Source organism: Pseudanabaena cinerea FACHB-1277, assembly GCF_014696345.1.
Taxonomy (GTDB): domain Bacteria; phylum Cyanobacteriota; class Cyanobacteriia; order Pseudanabaenales; family Pseudanabaenaceae; genus Pseudanabaena; species Pseudanabaena cinerea.
Genome location: NZ_JACJPY010000007.1, coordinates 95684 through 112422, shown reverse-complemented (window position 1 = coordinate 112422; position 16739 = coordinate 95684). Strand labels below are relative to the sequence as shown.

Annotated in this window: 14 protein-coding genes; 5 read left to right on the top strand and 9 right to left on the bottom strand. The window is 42.0% G+C overall.

What is annotated here, in order from left to right:
• Window positions 1-233 precede the first annotated feature (233 nt).
• From H6F44_RS04210 to H6F44_RS04200, 3 genes are read left to right on the top strand one after another with little or no spacing between them, the layout of a single operon-like run.
• Entirely contained in the window at window positions 234-935 is a 702-nt protein-coding gene (locus H6F44_RS04210) for a lecithin retinol acyltransferase family protein (RefSeq protein ID WP_277874103.1), read from the top strand.
• A gap of 24 nt (window positions 936-959) precedes the next feature.
• Window positions 960-1259 (top strand): hypothetical protein, encoded by a 300-nt coding sequence (locus H6F44_RS04205; protein ID WP_242016434.1) that lies wholly within the window; start codon window positions 960-962, stop codon window positions 1257-1259.
• On the top strand, window positions 1256-1525 hold the full coding sequence (locus H6F44_RS04200) for a type II toxin-antitoxin system RelE family toxin (protein WP_190349695.1): 270 nt from the start codon (window positions 1256-1258) through the stop codon (window positions 1523-1525). Before H6F44_RS04205 ends, H6F44_RS04200 begins: the two co-directional genes overlap by 4 nt.
• Before the next feature lie 122 nt (window positions 1526-1647).
• Here H6F44_RS04200 and H6F44_RS04195 read toward each other — a convergent pair whose 3' ends face one another.
• Window positions 1648-4659, bottom strand: coding sequence for an AAA family ATPase (locus H6F44_RS04195; RefSeq protein WP_190349694.1), 3012 nt, complete (start codon window positions 4657-4659; stop codon window positions 1648-1650).
• A gap of 232 nt (window positions 4660-4891) precedes the next feature.
• Here H6F44_RS04195 and H6F44_RS04190 point away from each other — a divergent pair, with 232 nt between their 5' ends.
• Together H6F44_RS04190 and H6F44_RS04185 are read left to right on the top strand one after the other, a co-directional pair.
• Window positions 4892-5260, top strand: coding sequence for a hypothetical protein (locus H6F44_RS04190; RefSeq protein WP_190349693.1), 369 nt, complete (start codon window positions 4892-4894; stop codon window positions 5258-5260).
• 190 nt (window positions 5261-5450) lie between these two features.
• A complete protein-coding gene (locus tag H6F44_RS04185; protein ID WP_190349692.1) occupies window positions 5451-10175 on the top strand; it encodes a response regulator in 4725 nt (1574 codons plus the stop codon).
• On the opposite strand, the gene H6F44_RS04180 is transcribed toward H6F44_RS04185, so the two are convergent.
• The 8 genes from H6F44_RS04180 to H6F44_RS04145 all read right to left on the bottom strand — a co-directional run bounded on the left by H6F44_RS04180 (window position 10154) and on the right by H6F44_RS04145 (window position 16680).
• Window positions 10154-11797 (bottom strand): cryptochrome/photolyase family protein, encoded by a 1644-nt coding sequence (locus H6F44_RS04180; RefSeq protein ID WP_190349691.1) that lies wholly within the window; start codon window positions 11795-11797, stop codon window positions 10154-10156. The two genes, H6F44_RS04185 and H6F44_RS04180, sit on opposite strands and share 22 nt — an antisense overlap.
• Window positions 11798-11962: 165 nt before the next feature.
• Complete coding sequence (locus H6F44_RS04175; protein ID WP_190349690.1) at window positions 11963-12112, bottom strand: hypothetical protein; 150 nt, start codon at window positions 12110-12112, stop codon at window positions 11963-11965.
• 53 nt (window positions 12113-12165) lie between these two features.
• Window positions 12166-12435, bottom strand: a complete 270-nt coding sequence (locus H6F44_RS04170; RefSeq protein WP_190349689.1) for a type II toxin-antitoxin system RelE family toxin — start codon at window positions 12433-12435, stop codon at window positions 12166-12168.
• Between the two features lie 14 nt (window positions 12436-12449).
• Entirely contained in the window at window positions 12450-12671 is a 222-nt protein-coding gene (locus H6F44_RS04165) for a hypothetical protein (protein WP_190349688.1), read from the bottom strand.
• Window positions 12672-12869: 198 nt separating this feature from the next.
• Window positions 12870-13211: a nucleotidyltransferase family protein gene (locus tag H6F44_RS04160; protein WP_190349687.1), complete on the bottom strand. Its 342-nt coding sequence runs from the start codon at window positions 13209-13211 to the stop codon at window positions 12870-12872.
• 42 nt (window positions 13212-13253) lie between these two features.
• Complete coding sequence (locus H6F44_RS04155; protein ID WP_190349686.1) at window positions 13254-13682, bottom strand: HNH endonuclease; 429 nt, start codon at window positions 13680-13682, stop codon at window positions 13254-13256.
• Window positions 13679-14098, bottom strand: a complete 420-nt coding sequence (locus H6F44_RS04150) for a hypothetical protein (RefSeq protein ID WP_190349685.1) — start codon at window positions 14096-14098, stop codon at window positions 13679-13681. Before H6F44_RS04150 ends, H6F44_RS04155 begins: the two co-directional genes overlap by 4 nt.
• Window positions 14095-16680: an ATP-binding protein gene (locus tag H6F44_RS04145; protein ID WP_190349684.1), complete on the bottom strand. Its 2586-nt coding sequence runs from the start codon at window positions 16678-16680 to the stop codon at window positions 14095-14097. The genes H6F44_RS04150 and H6F44_RS04145 overlap by 4 nt, the downstream gene beginning before the upstream one ends.
• Window positions 16681-16739: the final 59 nt, after the last annotated feature.

Genomic DNA, 16739 nt, shown 5'->3' with positions numbered 1-16739 from the left:
GCGGATTGATGTATTTCCTGCTTCGTAGGCTGTTACGATCTTCTTTCTGAAATCTAGGGAATATGCTGGCATAGCTCTTTTTTTCCTGCTTTTCTGTTTCTTTCCATTGTACCCCTTAATGCCTCAACAGGCTGTAAGTCCCACATTTTATTGCTTTCCTCTTGATCAATTGTTATTGTTTATTAGATTTAATATATACTAAATTACGTTTTATATTACAAGTAATCCTTAAAATGATATTTCAGGTAGGAGATATTTTGTCGGTTGAGTTATTTGCTCATACTCGACATTTCTTTGTTTATATTGGCGATGGAAAAATAGTAGAGTGGGGACCTTGGGATGGAATGTCTTGGATGGGCGGCAAAGGTCATGTTTTTACAAAAGAATTATTTAAATCTGGCTCAGAATATAAATCGCTAGGTAGTGATGGAGAATTAAAAGAAATTACTCTAGAGCAACGCACAGGAGCTAGTGAGTCTTTGATTAATCAGAGAATTAGAGAGATGACCACAGGGATTGACTATCATTTAGGGCATCGCAATTGTGAACATTTTGCTTATTATGTTACTGGGTACACAGGTTATTCCAAGCAAAGTGTTTCCCATATGTTTACTGATCACGATCCATTTACAAGCAATCCTATGATTCAAAATATCCGTGACCTAAAAGACGAGCTTTTGAGGTCTAGTCATTGTGGAGTAGTTGGCTTATCTAGAGGCGACTTTAAAGGTTCTACTCTTGTTGGCAAACTAAACGATGGTCATTATGTCTATCACTACAGCCATCCTTTAGGTGGTCAGCATCTATATGTGACTACTATTCCTAAATCTCAAAACTTTGAGGCTAGTTATGATTCAGTTCTTCTAGCGTACTATGGCGCATTTATAGGCAGAGGTGAAATCCTGAGTATTGTTAGAAAAGTAAGGGGATGCTAAACGCTTTACTGACCTTAGCTATTTATGTCTAAAAAATACTTTGCATTTAAGAGTGATGAAAAGATGTTAACCAATAGCCCAACTGTATTTGCCGAAGAACTAGCCAATGAGCTAGACAAAATTCCTGAGCAATATTGGTCAAACCTTTTGCAGATTATTCGTTTATTTCGTGAAAGCGTCACGTCAGAATCAGAAAATCATTCCCAAGATCCTACAATTGTCGAAGCCATTGAAGACTTAGGGCTAGTCCATGCCATGCTAGAAGTTAAAGATGAAAAGCCGCTTAGTCTCCAAGAAGCCCTTGCCGAAATGGAAAGAGAATGAACGTAAATTACCTTCCCAGCTTTCTCAAAGAACTTAAAGCTCTGAGAAGTACCCCTTACTTCAAACCCATAAACACCCTTGTATTTGAGGAGATTCCCAAACTTGCTGGGTTAGCAGACATCAAAAATGTCAAAAAATTACAGGGATATGAAAATGCCTATCGAATCAAAGTAGGAGATTATCGAATTGGCGTAATCCTGAATGGAGAAACTGTTACATTTTGTAGGGTCTTGCATCGCAAGGAAATTTATCGCTATTTTCCGTAAACTAACTCTCCCATCACCGAAGCCCAAGGAATTGGTTGCTCCCCTAACCTTTCTGACTCAGCGCCGCATACAAGGTGGATTTATTCACAGGCGTAGATGGACTGCAAATCAGCACAAATGGACTAGCCGATTAACTGCACCATTGAACCTGCATCGGTTTTGGATACTTCGATCAGAGTGTTGAATGCCTCTTTCATTTGGGGCATATGCGTAATTACGAGAATGCACTCGAAATTGGGCGCGATCGCATTGATGGCACTGACGAGGCGATCGCATCCTAATTGATCCTGACTGCCAAAGCCTTCATCGATGATTAGGGTTTGGAGGCTGCTGCCTTTGCGTTGGGCAAGCACGCGGGAGAGGGCAAGGCGCACCGCGAAATTAATTCTAAAGGCTTCGCCGCCTGAATAGGTTTCGTAGGGTCTTGTGCCTTTGGTGTCGGCAATTTCGATGTCGAGGGTTTCGATGAGGCGATCGCTTTTTTTACCAGATTTTTGGGTGATGAAGCGCACATTTAATTGACGATCGCTGAGTTGCGCGAGAATTTGATTTGCTTCCACTTCAATTTGCGGTAAGACATTTTCCAGCATTAGGGCTTGGATGCCATTTTTGCCAAAGGCTTGATGGAGCTCTGTGTGAATGCGTTGCCGATGGCGCGTGGTTTCAATTTGGGCGAGGGTGGCTTGATGTTGTTGGCGGCTTTGTTCTAGTTGTTGTTGCGACCGTTGGAGACTGCCGATTTGGGCAAGCAAACTATCCATTTGCGATCGCCAGTTTTGGAGATTTTGATGGATGGTATTAATTTCGCTGGCATGGTTGCCATGCAACGCTTGAACTTGGGTTTGCAGTTCGGTAATTTGATGGGTGATTTTTTGTAGTTCCTGTTGGGCAGTATTGATATTTTGTTGTAATTGATGTAACTGTTGCTGAAGTTCGGGATATTCCTGTTCGGCACGGTTAAGTTCTTGATATTTCAATAAGGCGGCGGTTAGTTCTTGTTTTTGATTGCGAAGTTGTTGATGGCGATCAGGGGCATATGCCAATTGGGTCAGGGCGCGATCGCATTGTTCCAGTTCATGCTGCACTTCCAAATCAATCAAATTTTTAACTAACCGCTCTTGCAACTGTTGGCTTTTGGTTTGCAGATCGGGGATTTTTTGAGTAAGATTCTCGGCTTGCCGTTGAGCATTTTTTAGTTCTGCAAGCTTGACCTCTGCCCAGCGCCACCGTTCCACATCACCCCGCGCTAGGGCATGGTTTTTTTCATCATAGGCAAATTTATGGATATTTTGCTCAATTAGTGTCATCTCTTCCCAAGCTTCGGGCATATAGGTTTGATGTTGCAGGGAATGATTTAACTCCTCAATTTCACGATCAATATTTGCCAGTCTTTGTTTTGCCTCCGCGATCGCCTTGAGTCTTTCTTGCAAAGTTCCCTTACGCTGAATCAGGTCATTTAAGGGCGCAATTTCTTTTTTGAGATGGCGATATTCTTCGCGCAATACTTCAATTTCGCAATTAGAAGCGGCTTGTTGTTCTTTAACCAGCCAAATTTCCGCTTGCAGATTGCGTGATTCCTGTTGGTGTTTTTGTTGGACTAGTTGCCAATGGTTAGCATCGAGGGGGCGATCGCATAATGGACATGGCGCATTGGGGACGGTCAACTGACGCATTTTTGCTTCTAATTTATTAAAAGCGGCTTCGCTATCAGCAAGACGGGTTTTTAATCTTTCCAAAAAATCGCGCCGTTCCAAACCCTTCTCATGGACACGCTGTTGATAGACCTGCTTTTTTTGCAATAGCGTAATTTGGCGATCTAGCTCTTGGGCATGGCTCAGTAACTGCTCATGGTTTTTGACCTGCGATCGCAATAGTTCTTGTTTTGCCAATAGTTCTTCCAACTTGGCAGAGAGGCGGGTTTGCTCACGGTCTAACTGATGGCGCAGGACTTGATGGCGATGCACTAGGGGCGTTGATTGAGCATGGAGGCGATCAAATTCTTGCAGGATTGCCCGCGCTTTGTGCAGTTCTAAAACTGCGGCATCGATTTCTGGCGATCGCGCGAGAATGGTTTGCAGTTCCTTTTCTTGCTGTGTCAAACTCTCTAACTGGGCTTGATAGTGGCGCAACTGTCCTTTGAGTTCGCTTTGAAGACTGGCGAGTTTATGGCTAAATTCACCACGCCGATCGCTGAGTTGTTGATATTTTTGAAATTTGCCCTCTAACTCCGCCTCTTGACTAGAAATGCCTTGATAGCGTTCATAGTCCTGCAAAATTGCCGATCGCTGGGCAATATAAGCTTCTAAATGCTGCGATCGCTTGGTGTAACTGGCTAACTGACGCTCCATCTGTGCGAGATTTTGACTGAGAGAACTATGCTGTTGCTGTAGCCAAGTTAACTGCTGTAATAGGCTTTGATAGCGTTTTTGTTGCTCTTCCACAATTTGCAACCTTTGCCGATCGCGACTTTCCCATGATTGCAAATCCGTTAATTGCGATCGCAAGATCTCCAACTGTGGTGCGATCGCCTCCCCCGCCACAATCTGCCCCTGCAAATGCGCCAATAAATTCTCTAGAACCGTAATTTCTGCTTTGCTATTGCGGGCAATTTCCTTCGCCCTTTCTGACAATTCATCATATTGCGATAGGGAGAGCATATCCGCCAAGATCTGTTTGCGATCGCTTGGGCGTTTGAGCATAAATTCATCGGCACGACCTTGGCGCAAATAGGCAGAATTGATGAAGGTTTCATAGTCCATTTTTAGATGGGAAATAATCGCCTGTTGCGTTGACTGCACCTTGCGCTCGGTCAGAGATTTAAACTTGCCTGCACTCTGCACCTGAAATTCTAAAGATGTGGAGCTGTTGCGCGATCGCGTGCGAATAATCCGATAAATTTCACCACCTGCAATAAATGTAAAATCAACTTGACATTCCTTCGCGCCCCCATGAATCACATCATCCTGACTCGCCACCCGACTCATTCCCCAAACTGCCCAAGCGATCGCCTCTAAAAGTGAAGACTTACCCGCCCCATTCGCGCCACAAATGCAGGCTACGTGCAGCCCACTAAAATCTAAGGCAAGTTGTTGATAGCTCAAGAAATTCTTTAAGCGTAATTTCTGAGGGATCATTTATGGCAGTCCTTAATAATCACTTGTAGTTATTCTTACGCAATTATCATGATAATGTATACGACAATCCTATTCCACTTAAGTAGGATGTGTTAGCGATAGCGTAACGCATCTCCTTTAAGCAATTGATACGTTACGTTGCACTAACGCATCCTACAAATAATTAAGCCTTCCTACTTATAATTATTAGTCAATATCAAGTTAATATCAAAATCTCAACCCGTAAACTGCTATGGAAATATGGGAAAAAATCAGCCGCCAAAGGGTCAGATACATTGTCGATAGCTACCAGCTAGAGGGTGAAGACAATGCAGATTTTGATGACTACTTAGAAGATCTGTTGCAAGCCTATGCACCACCACAGATCGAGTTAGCATTAGTACAAGTTTTGTCTGAGAGTTGGCAAACTGTTCCCATTGTGCGCGGTGTTAATTTTTTAGAGCGATCGCATCAACTTTTAAAAACATGGGAAAATAGTATTATTAATACTAAGGTTTCACCGTTGCATTTTCATCTAGTTACGGGGCTAGATCCGACACCAGTATTCGGGGACACGAAAACCACAGCGCTGAAAACCCCTTCTGCAAGCCCTATTGCTTAGGAAATATTGCTTAGGAAATATTTGGGGTTATGGATTTGTCTAGGGAATCTCTATTTCGCTATATCGTTATTTAGTTCTAAAAGTGCCGATGCCTAATTTATTTAGTTGGATATTAGATAAATCACCAAAATTGTCGCAATTTAACCATTATTCACCAAGCAAAAAGTCAAGTTTTTATTATTGGGGGATCTTGATTTTATTGTCAATGATGGCCTATGGAGGAAATTACGGGCGATTACCGCTATTTTTTGGCGTGGATTTCTTATTTGGCAGTATTTTTAGCTTTATTGCCACTTATTTATATGGCTTACCCATGGGCTTAGCGGTATCAGCGATCGCTAGTGTTCATACCTATGTGATTTGGGGACAGCCCTATGCAGGAATTTTACTAGTCTTAGAAACCTTGTGGGTGGGGCTAGGAATCAGGCGCGATCGCCAAAGGGGGCAATCGTCGAATATGGTACTGCTGGTGCTGTTTTATTGGATTTGCTTGGGTGTACCCCTATGTTTTGCCTCGTACTTCTTTATTCTCAAATTTAGTACCCTTTCGGCGATCTTAGTGGTGCTAAAGCAGGCAGTAAACGGAGCATTTAATACCCTAATCGCGCACCTGTTGCTAGATTACCTGCCTTTGCGCCAATGGTTATATGTCAGGTATAAAGATGGGATTTCTAAGGACGGCAATAGCGATCGCCGTCCAATTCAGCAAATGCTATTCAATTTACTGATTGCCTTTGTATTTTTTCCAGTTTTAAGCATTGCTGTTTTAACGGGCTATCAGGCTCTAGACTACATCCACAATCAAATTCACACCCAATTAAATTCCAGCACCACCGATGTCGTGAACCAGATACAGGATTGGCACAATCGCAATATGCTGACCCTGAATAAATTGGCAACGATCGCCACAGATCGAGATCTCCTCGAAACCCAATTTGCCGTAGAAACGATCGCCAGAACCAATGTCGCATTTCATCGGATCTACATCACCGATGCAGAAGGCAATGTAATTACGGCTTATCCTGTCATTCCTGAATCATCGTTAAAAAGTGCCAACCAGTTAGTTTCCTTTTACAAGTTTTGGCAACAGGCAAAGTCGACCATGGGAGTGATCGTCAGTGATATTCATACTGAAACTATCTTTAATCAGTCACATATCGATATTATTGTGCCGATTGTTTCAGATAATCAGTTTAAAGGTGCTGTGATTGGGCAAATCAGTTTGGATAAGCCCCAAAATCACCTAATTAAAAGTACCTCGCCTTGGCAAGCTGAAGCAGCACTATTGGGGCGATCGCAGGAAATTATCGCGAATACCGATTCCCAAGGCTTTAAGAATTACCAACGCGGTAGTATTTGGCATCCCGAATTATTGGGTGAAATTAGACCATTTCGAGCAAATCAAGTGCATTGGCTGCCTCGCATTAAAGGGGCAGCGATTATGATCCGATGGCGCAAATCCTATTACATTCAAAGGGCTAACCTGAGCAATCAAGCCCCTTGGACGATCGCCGTGCAGCTATCGCCTGTGGAGTTTATTGATCTTTTAGAAAATCTATATGTGTACATTCTGGCAATTGTGGTGGTAATTATTTTTATCGCTACCGCGATCGCCACTGCCATTAGTCGCCGTCTGATTAAGCCCATCAATAAGCTGATCTATCTCACCTCCGATCTGTCCAATAATCTCGTCCAGCAAACCAACTTAGCATGGCAAGAAACCAAACTAAGGGAAATTGATAGTTTGGGGCTAAATTTTCAATTGATGGCGGAAGCTCTGCGGGGGAAATTTCAGGAAATCAAGCAAACCAATTTATGGCTAGAGGAAAGGGTCGCAGAACGCACCAGGGAATTATTGCAAAGCAAACAGCAACTGCAAAAAATGACTGACGCAATTCCAGGGGCTGTCTATCAGTTTTGCCGCGATCGCGATGGCAATTATTCGGTCCTATTTATGAGTCAGGGTGCTTACGATATCTATGAAATTACAGTGGAAGAGATTTGTGCCGATGTCTATCAAATTATTAACCTCACTTTGCCAGAAGATAGCACCGACTTGTTGCAATCTATAGAAAATTCAGCTAGTGACCTGTCGCCATGGATTTATGAATATCGCATTCAGCCCCCTAGCGGCAAGGTGAAATGGCTATCTGGGCGATCGCAGCCCATATTGCAAGGGGATGGCTGCATTATTTGGAATGGAATTATTACCGACATTACAAATATTAAAAATACAGAGCAAGCTCTGCAAAAGAGTGAAGAGCGTTGGCAATTGGCGATCGAAGCTACCAATGATGGGATCTGGGACTGGGATATGCAGACAAATGTCACTTTCCGTTCTGAACGTTGGTACACAATGCTGGGTTTATCCCAAGATGTTGATCTTGAGCAGCCTCTTGACTACTTGGGCTTCATTCACCCCGATGATCACGATCAGATGCTGCAATTGCAGACAGATTATTTTTCGCGTAAAATACCACGCTGTTCAATTGAATATCGGATGCTTTGTGCTGATGGTGGTTATAAGTGGATTCTCAGCCATGCGATAGGACGGTGGGATGCCCAAGGGAATATTTTGCGCTTAGTGGGTGTAAATACGGACATTACGGAACGGAAGTTAGCGATCGCGGCTCTAGAAAAACGGGAGAGCTATCTAGAAATGTTGGTGAATGTGCAGCGTTATCTACTAGCTGACCATTCTAGTTTTAAAGACTATGGGCATATCTTGTCGCTAATTGGTAAAGTATCAGATTTTGACTCCATGAAAATGTTTGCCTGCCAAGTGGTCAATGATCATGACATCGATCTCGATCGCCCAGAAACTCATCAAGGCAATTGGATTGATGTATTTGGTCATGGTCGCTATCAAATCGATCTCTATGCCGATTGGCGATCAACAGGCATAGCCAAGCCCACCCCGCCCCAGACTTGGCGGTTCATTCAAAAACTTGCGCGATCGCAGTGGCTATCAAGATTAATCAATGGCGAAACCATTAACTATGCCCTTTGTAATATCGCTAACGAAGATTTAGATATTCTCACAGACAAATCCCTCGCCTCGATTTTGATCATGCCAATTATGGCAAACGGGCGCTTCTGGGGATTTCTAAGCTGCCTCGATTATCACAATGACCGTCTCCGCGAACATACTGAGGTTAGTTTGCTGACAATTTCCGCTTCAGCGATCGCTATGCACATCGAGCGCCAAGAGGCACAGATGGAAATGTTGCAAGCAATGGAAGCTGCCCAAACTGCCAACCGTGCCAAGAGCGAGTTCTTAGCCACGATGAGCCATGAAATTCGCACCCCGATGAATGCCGTAATCGGCATGACCAGCCTGTTGCTAGAGACTAATCTAGATGCTGAACAGGAAGAATTTGCCGCGACTGTCAAGCTCAGCAGTGAGAACCTTTTAGCGATTATCAATGACATTTTAGACTTCTCTAAAATTGAGTCTGGTCATCTTAGTCTTGAGGCACGCCCATTAAACATTCGTGAATGTATTGAAAACACCTTGGAGATTTTGGCTGTTTCGGCAAATGCGAAGGAGATAGAACTGGCTTACTGTATTGAGGAGGATGTACCTGAGCAAATTATTGGCGATATTACTAGGCTGCGGCAAGTTTTGATTAATTTATTGAGTAATGCGATCAAATTTACCCATAGGGGGGAAGTTAGTGTTAAAGTGTCGCGGCGATTGCTACAGACAGAGATCGCGCCGAGCAATCGCGCCGAGCTGATGCCAACCTCTTGCCCACCTTCTTGCCAACTAGTATTTACTGTCCAAGATACAGGTATCGGCATTCCCCAAGAGCGATACGATCGCTTATTTAAACCCTTTAGTCAGGTTGACTCTTCGACAACACGCCAATATGGTGGCACAGGGCTAGGATTAGCGATCGCCAATCGCCTCACTCAACTCATGGGTGGCACGATCAGCCTCGAAAGTACAATCAATGTTGGTTCAACCTTTACCTTTACAATCATTGCCGAAGTCGCCCATGGCGCTCCCCAGTCTTGGAGTGACAATGCCATTAACATCAATAATATCAATGGAGACTCGCTCCTCAACTTAGCGGGTAAGCGGTTGCTAATTGTTGAAGACAATATAACGACCTGTCAAGAGTTAGTATTTTTTGCCAAGAGTTTAAAAATGCAACCGAGCGTTACTAACTCTAGCCAAGAGGCAATCGCTTGGTTGAAGCAAGGGCAGAACTTTGATTTTGCGATCGTTGATGCTTGTATCCCCGTTTATTATCAGGGTTCAGGAGCCATATCAGAAGTCGCTCTTCCCAATTTCAATCAATGCCAAATGCCAGTGTTATTGCGATCGCACCTGACACAAATTCCCTTGATCCTGTTAACCCCAAATTGTAAATGTGCGCCGATCAAAGATGATCCAATGATGGCTTTTGTCGCCAAACCGATTAAGCGATCGCATCTCTGTAGCGCCCTACTCAGGGTTTATAACTATAACTCCCCAAGGTTATCACTCAAATCTACCTCCCCCACAATTTTCGATCAACAATTAGCAACGAGAATTCCATTAAATATTCTATTGGCTGAAGATAATGAAGTTAATCAAAGGGTAGCAATTCTATTTCTCAAGCGTTTAGGCTATGAGGCTGATGTGGTGGCTAATGGCAAAGAGGCGATCGCCGCCCTGCATTCTCAGAGCTATGATGTAATTTTGATGGATGTATTTATGCCTGAAATGGATGGACTCACTGCCACAAAAAAAATACATCAAGAATTTGATCGCCCGCCTTGGATTATTGCCCTCACTGCTAACGCCCTGCAAGGCGATCGAGATGCCTGTCTAGAAGCTGGAATGCAGGACTATATCAGTAAGCCTATTCAAATCCAAGAACTGATGTCAGCGCTTGAGCAGGCTTATCTAGCCAAATCCCGATAAAGTGGCTGCACCATTTTATCAGAATCTAGCGAAGCGATAAACTTAACTGCTGAATCGCGAATGGCTTGCTTGTCTGGATCAGTTTTTTTGTCATAGGTATTGACCATCAGCGACACACGCCCATTTTCGGCAAAGCTGTCGCGATGTTGATCCACAAAATGCCAATACAAATAATTAAACGGACAGGCTTGATCGCCAACTTTTTCTTTAACGTCATATTTGCATTTGGCGCAACAATCACTCATTTTATTGATGTAATTGCCGCCCGAAACATAGGGCTTAGAAGCTAGAATTCCGCCATCGGCAAAAGTAGACATTCCCAAAACATTGGGCAACTCGACCCATTCATAGGCATCGATATAGGCGAGCCAAAACCATCGATTTAGTTGTCGTGGATCGGTATTCGTTAAATTACTAAAATTACTCAGTACCATCAAGCGCTGAATATGATGGGAATAGCCATAATTTAAAACATTAGTCACCGCATCACGCATACAGGCTAAGTCTGTATCGGCATTCCAATAAAGCTGTGGCAAATTATTAGTAAATCCAAAATAGTTTTGCGTGCGGGCAGTGGGCATCTGCGCTTCATAATAAACACGAATATACTCACGCCAACCAAGGATTTGCCTGATAAATCCTTCTACAGAATTTAGAGGTACTAAATTATTTTGATCTAAATTATTTTGATCTTCATAGGCGGCGATCGCCATTTCGCATATTTCTTGAGGCATCAGCAAGCCGTTATTTAGATAGACCGACAGCACCGAATGGAAAAGGAATGGCTCTCCTGTTTTGATCGCATCTTCATAAGCGCCAAAGTTAGCCAAACGGGACTGCATAAATAATTTCGCTAAGTCCAGAGCTTGCTCACGGGTGACAGCATAACTAAACCTGTCTAAGTTGCCAAAGGCATCTGGCAAATAGCTTTTCACCAAGTCAATTACTTCTTGGGTAATAGCATCTGGGGCAATTTCAGGAATTTCAGGGATTACAATTTTCTTGGGCAGACTCTTACGATTTTCTTTGTCATAGTTCCAACTGCCACCCATCGGTTTGTCCCCTTCCATCAAGTAGCCAGTTTGCTTACGAAGCTCCCGATAAAAAGTCTCTAAGCGATAGCCCTTTTTAATCTTAGGTTTATATTTCTCAGCATTAGCAATAAAAAAGCTATTGGCAATTTTCTGGACACGACCATTAAACTTATGTGCTAAGGACTCAAATTGCGATCGCGTATCCCATTCCGACGGCTGCATATAGGTAAGCGCCAAGTGAGGATACTCAGCTAACAGGCTATCGATAGCATCGGCATGAAAGCCTTCTGTAAATAGGTTTAATACAGGAAAGCCCTGCTGGTGACAGGCGATCGCAAAATGCCTTTGAGTGCTAAGAATATAGACTAATTTTTGCTTGTGGTGCGGTATGACCATTGCATATTTTCGGGATTCTACAAATATAATCAGTGGCTTTTGCGCGAGCAATTCCTTTGGAAAAGCCTCTAAATTAAGCTGATCATAGAGTATCAATAGAGCGCGATCGCCGCTATTTAATTTCAAGTTTAGTGGTGCAGAAATTGGATGGTTGGCAATTGCTGATAGAAATAGGCAGGCAGTCTCTAGCATTTTGTAAGGTTGTTATTTCTTGAAGATCTGTAAAGAAATTGTGGATAAATAGGTGACGCTCCTATGGGTAAGTAGGTGAAGCCAATTAAACGATCTGACTTATGCAGCGACAAGATGCGACTTTTTGATGAAGTAGGGCTTTCACCCAAATCCCTATATGGGCATTCATTTTATCGCTCTTTGCTCCAAGGCTTTGTTAACGCGATCGATTTGTTTCGGCGCTTCTATTGGCGCGAAAAGATCGCCATATAGTTCCTTTAAGCCTAGCTTTAATTCGTGCAATGTTGGCTGGATATGATTTAAAGTTGTATTCATTTCTTACATCCTTGCTCAAAGGCTTTGTTAGCTGTGATAAAAACGGTCATTTTCTAAGGGAAGTAACGATAAAATTCTTTGCGGTGTAATGTGCGGATGACTTCTACTGTATTGCCAGAAATTTCTATGCCAATGCGATAGTCACCGACTCGAATACGGTAACGGGTTGAATATCCTTGCATGGCTTTTATGTTCGATAGTTCTTGCAAGCTCTGAGTTTCAGGCAAAGTTGTAAAGGCAATTTCATAGATGCGTTGATATACTGATGAGCCTTTCAGGTTTTTGAGGTCTTTTAAAAATGACTGGCGGTACTTTACTTCCATTTTAGTCTTCCAATCTAATCCTCTAAAAAAGCTAGAGCTTCAGCACGGGAGTAAAGAGGAGTGTTTTTACCTTCATCCATTGCTTTATGGAGACAATAATCTTCTATGGCTTCGCTAAGATTTTCTAGAGAGAAGTTGTCGATGGGTAAAAGTTGCCGCCAAATCTCGATGGGGATGACAACGGCGGTGGGTTGTCCTTCTTGGTTGGTTATATACTCAAGGTTTAATAGGGGCATTACATTTACCTTAGTGAATATTTTTCATGAAAGCTGCTTTGATTGTATCAAACATCTTTGTGTTACTCATGCGCTTAACTATTCTCTTAAATCGCAATTTCGTATACAACCGAAAAGTGAATGCGCTTTTATGCTAAAAATTGTTGCTTGGTAGCTCCTTCCATCAGTTCAGCAATATTAGAACAGACTGTGGCAATATCAAGCAGATAGGCTGGATCGCGTTTCATAAATCACCTGTGCAGTATTTAAAATTGCTTTGCGTCGAATCCAGTTTGGGCTGTCTATAACTGCTTGTTTGGTAACTAGGTCAACTTTACGATGAAATATATCTTCTAGTTGCCATTCCATTGTCACTAAGTCTAGAAGGCTATTTTGTGAGTTAGGTGCAAATACTACCAGACAATCAATATCACTATCAGGGCGAAAGTCATCGCGTAGGACGGAACCAAAGAGGGCAAATTCGACTATCTGCCAACGTTGACAAAATTCTCGAATCTGTGACAAAGGAAGATTAATGTTTGTGACTAAACTTGGATTCATTTTATCGCTCCTTGCTCAAAGGCTTTGTTAATTGATTTTAGTCTAAGTTTCTTTTGGAGGATGCCAACCTGCGCTAATCCATTCGCGTCTGACCATCAATGCACAGGTATTGTTAAGCTGCAAAGCGAGAACTGTGGCGCGACCGCAAGCTGTACGCCCGACAATATGTGTGCCATCTTCTGACCAAGCAAAATGTCGATGCCATTTTTGAGTGCGTGGGTTGAATAATTGCACTAGACGACCTGTTTCTGGATCTTGTTTATGGGTTTGAGTTCCTTTAAAGTTGTTGCATAATCGGCAAGCAAGCCATAGGTTCTTTTCGTCATCAGTGCCACTTTGGGATTTGGGAATAATGTGATCGATTTCTAGCATTCCCAAAACATATTTTTGTTGACTACGGCAATAGCCACAACAATCTTTTGCTGCCTTCCGAACCCTTGCTCTAGTTTCTTCGGAAATTTTGCTACTCATACGCTTAAGGGTTGCCTTAGTCCACGTTTGACGCTTTCATTTAGGGCTTGGGCTTTGCGGAGCAGTCCTGCTTGATAAATTTCCATTAACATTTCTAGCTCGGACTGCTCGGCGGTGGTCAGGGTTCTTTCTTGTTGGGTCTGCAAAAGTTGACTTAATTTTTGATCTTGAGATGGTTCCATCTGAAGTTCGGTGAGGGCAATTACTTGCTGATCGCTTAGGGTTGATACATTGGCTAGGTTTAAGTTAGGTTCTTGTTTGGGTGGTTCGAGTTGTATGTTTTGAGATGGGGATGTTTGGGTGTTGGAAATTGGGATGAAGAGGTCAGTTAGTAACTTGTCCCTCAGTAATGAGCGATCTTCTTCGGGGAGGGATTTGATTAACTGGGCGATCGAATCCACTAATTGAGTATTCATTGTATGTTTCCTCTAAAGGCTTTGTTAACTCTCTCGATTTGTTTCGGCGCTTCCATTTGTGCGAAAAGTTCTAGTGCTTTTGCTTTATATTCTTCTGCTTGGTTATGTTCGCCTATTGCCTGATATGTTAGAGCAAGCTGGAAATACTCTTCTGCAAGTTGAGATTTAACTTGAATTCTATCCAACAGCTTAATACATTCTAAATGTTGGCTAATTGTATCATTTAAATATTTTCTTTCCTGGGTAAGATAAAAATTTTGTCTGTAAAAAAGAGCTTTACTTCCACAAAACCTAGCTTGGAACATTATCGGTTTGCAGCCTCTATTGCAGATTTCTTGAACCCTCAGTATCTGAGTTTGCGCTTCTCTCAAATCAGTTTTCAAGTAAAATCTAATTAAATAACATCTTGCGTAACCTTCTGAGAGATAGTCTTTAACTACTTCAAAGTTCTCTATAGCATGAAGCATAGTATCAATAGCTTCACTAGAATTGTTTTGAGCATAAAGCGACAAAGACTTGTAAGCTAGAGAATCTCCAGATTCTCTATACAGAACTTCTAATTTACTTGAATGATTTGAACATTTTAACGACTGCTCAGCGTACGAAATACCTTTATCATATTCACATAAATCATGATAGATAGAAGAAAAAGATCGAAAAATACTACTTTTCATTCTTTCTAGATAGTGTTTTTCTTTTTTGATTTTTTCTTCTTCTAGTAGATTTATTTTATCAATATTATTCAAAGCAATATTGCAATGCTGGATAGCTTTATTAAACTCTCCAAGATGACGATAACAACGAGCCAAATAGTTATGGCAGTCTGAGTGTAGTCTTTGATGACAATAATCTGATTCCGATTCAACATAACATTTAGCTTTTTCAAAGAACTCAATAGCTAGTTTATAGTCAGTATTGTAATAATAACACGCTCCAATTGTCCCCAATAATTGAGTTTTATCTATGCCCTCCAATTTGTCTATCAGTTTCTTTAGGCAATTAGCTATTTGTGATGAATACCCCCAAAACCTTAAGTAAGCGTATCGGTTTCTTTCATAACCAGTTATATTTGTCTTCTCAATAAAAATCAAAAAAGCATTTTTATAATTTTCAATTGTGTAATAGTGATAAAAGGCTTCAAAAACATTTAAATGGTTTTGTAAAAAAGTTTTATCTACAATTGTAGATTCCCAATATTCTGCTGCTTTGAGATTTACTATTTCCCAATTGATTTTATCTTCTAATAAGCGCAATTTGGTGAATTCACGAACAGCAGGGTGTAAATAGTATTCGCCTTTAGCTTCAATCAAAGAAGTTTTACTCAGATAATTTACAACCCCAATTCTTTGAGATTCAGCTACATCCCATAACAAACAAATCAACCCATCAAAAGGAACAGTTTTTACATCCTGATAGCGATAGCAACCCATCCGACAAAGCAGCTTATAAGCATTAGGTTGATTATCTCGCAACCAATCCATTTCCACCGAAATCAAAGTCTCTAGTTCCGAATCTGCCAACAAAGCATCCTTGTATCGACTCCAATAGGCTCCAATATTGCCATCAAAACGGTTTTTAATCGCACCATGTAGAATATCCATTACCTTTGCATTCCCGTTATAGGCAACACACATCTGCAATAACGCCTCAGAATCTGCCCCATTCTCGCAATCATGGAAATATTGCTGCCATGCTGTAATGTCTAGACCCTCCAGTGAATACTCATGTACCCTCGCTCGTGGAGTAATCAGCGATCGCCGACTGGTGATCAGCGTAAACGAAGAGACATCGCGATCGCCCAACACCGCCAACAAAGCATCATAGCCGCGCAACTTCTCCCGAAAGCGATAATTTTCATCTAACGCAGGTTCGAGATTATCGATTAGCACTCCAATAGGATTTGCCCGATCCGCTAACTTCTCTCTCAAAATATCCAAATTAATCCCAAAATCCCGACTAGGCTCCTCATCAAAATCTTTCCGTAAGATTTGCGACACCTTCTCTTCCGCAGGCGTAACGTTCCCCGACTCCAAACCCATCTCGAGCCGAATCACTTTCTTAAAATACGTCTGCAAAAACTCACGCGCTAGGGTTGATTTGCCTACACCCGCCCCAGCCTTGATTAAGACGATTTTGGCTTGTCTGCTGAGATTTGCGAGATTAGTCAGATCGCGATCGCGTCCAATAAACTCAAGGGTTGTTAATTCTGGGATTGATTCGGGATTAGGGATATTTTGGGGATTAGTTGGGGTTGAGGGGCGATCACTGTTTCCGTCCTTATTTTCCTGCTTTTCATATAACTCCACCAAATAGTCGGTTAATACCTTTCTCTTTCTATTACCATCTACAGGGCTTAACTCTGGATGCTTTTGCCAAAAGAATTCATATATTTGTTTTAGGTAGCTATCGGTTGTCTGTCTTGGCTGAACGTTACCATTGCTATCTTTGAGAAATTCTTCACAGCATTTTTCAATCGATTTACCACGACCTTCTTCTCCAAACACAGCAATAAGTGTTGGAATATATTTTGGGTTCAGTAATTTTGATTTCGCGATTTTTAGAATAAATTCATTTAAATTCATAATAGCAATCCCTGTTTAAACATTTTCAATCAATTCTTGAACCCACACGATCAATGGTG

Excerpts from the sequence above, each read along its gene's own strand:
- H6F44_RS04210 (WP_277874103.1), top strand. The coding sequence starts at position 234 with ATGATATTTCAGGTAGGAGATATTTTGTCGGTTGAGTTATTTGCTCAT.
- H6F44_RS04205 (WP_242016434.1), top strand. The coding sequence starts at position 960 with ATGTCTAAAAAATACTTTGCATTTAAGAGTGATGAAAAGATGTTAACC.
- H6F44_RS04200 (WP_190349695.1), top strand. The coding sequence starts at position 1,256 with ATGAACGTAAATTACCTTCCCAGCTTTCTCAAAGAACTTAAAGCTCTG.
- H6F44_RS04195 (WP_190349694.1), bottom strand. The coding sequence starts at position 4,659 with ATGATCCCTCAGAAATTACGCTTAAAGAATTTCTTGAGCTATCAACAA.
- H6F44_RS04190 (WP_190349693.1), top strand. The coding sequence starts at position 4,892 with ATGGAAATATGGGAAAAAATCAGCCGCCAAAGGGTCAGATACATTGTC.
- H6F44_RS04180 (WP_190349691.1), bottom strand. The coding sequence starts at position 11,797 with ATGCTAGAGACTGCCTGCCTATTTCTATCAGCAATTGCCAACCATCCA.
- H6F44_RS04175 (WP_190349690.1), bottom strand. The coding sequence starts at position 12,112 with ATGAATACAACTTTAAATCATATCCAGCCAACATTGCACGAATTAAAG.
- H6F44_RS04170 (WP_190349689.1), bottom strand. The coding sequence starts at position 12,435 with ATGGAAGTAAAGTACCGCCAGTCATTTTTAAAAGACCTCAAAAACCTG.
- H6F44_RS04165 (WP_190349688.1), bottom strand. The coding sequence starts at position 12,671 with ATGCCCCTATTAAACCTTGAGTATATAACCAACCAAGAAGGACAACCC.
- H6F44_RS04160 (WP_190349687.1), bottom strand. The coding sequence starts at position 13,211 with ATGAATCCAAGTTTAGTCACAAACATTAATCTTCCTTTGTCACAGATT.
- H6F44_RS04155 (WP_190349686.1), bottom strand. The coding sequence starts at position 13,682 with ATGAGTAGCAAAATTTCCGAAGAAACTAGAGCAAGGGTTCGGAAGGCA.
- H6F44_RS04150 (WP_190349685.1), bottom strand. The coding sequence starts at position 14,098 with ATGAATACTCAATTAGTGGATTCGATCGCCCAGTTAATCAAATCCCTC.
- H6F44_RS04145 (WP_190349684.1), bottom strand. The coding sequence starts at position 16,680 with ATGAATTTAAATGAATTTATTCTAAAAATCGCGAAATCAAAATTACTG.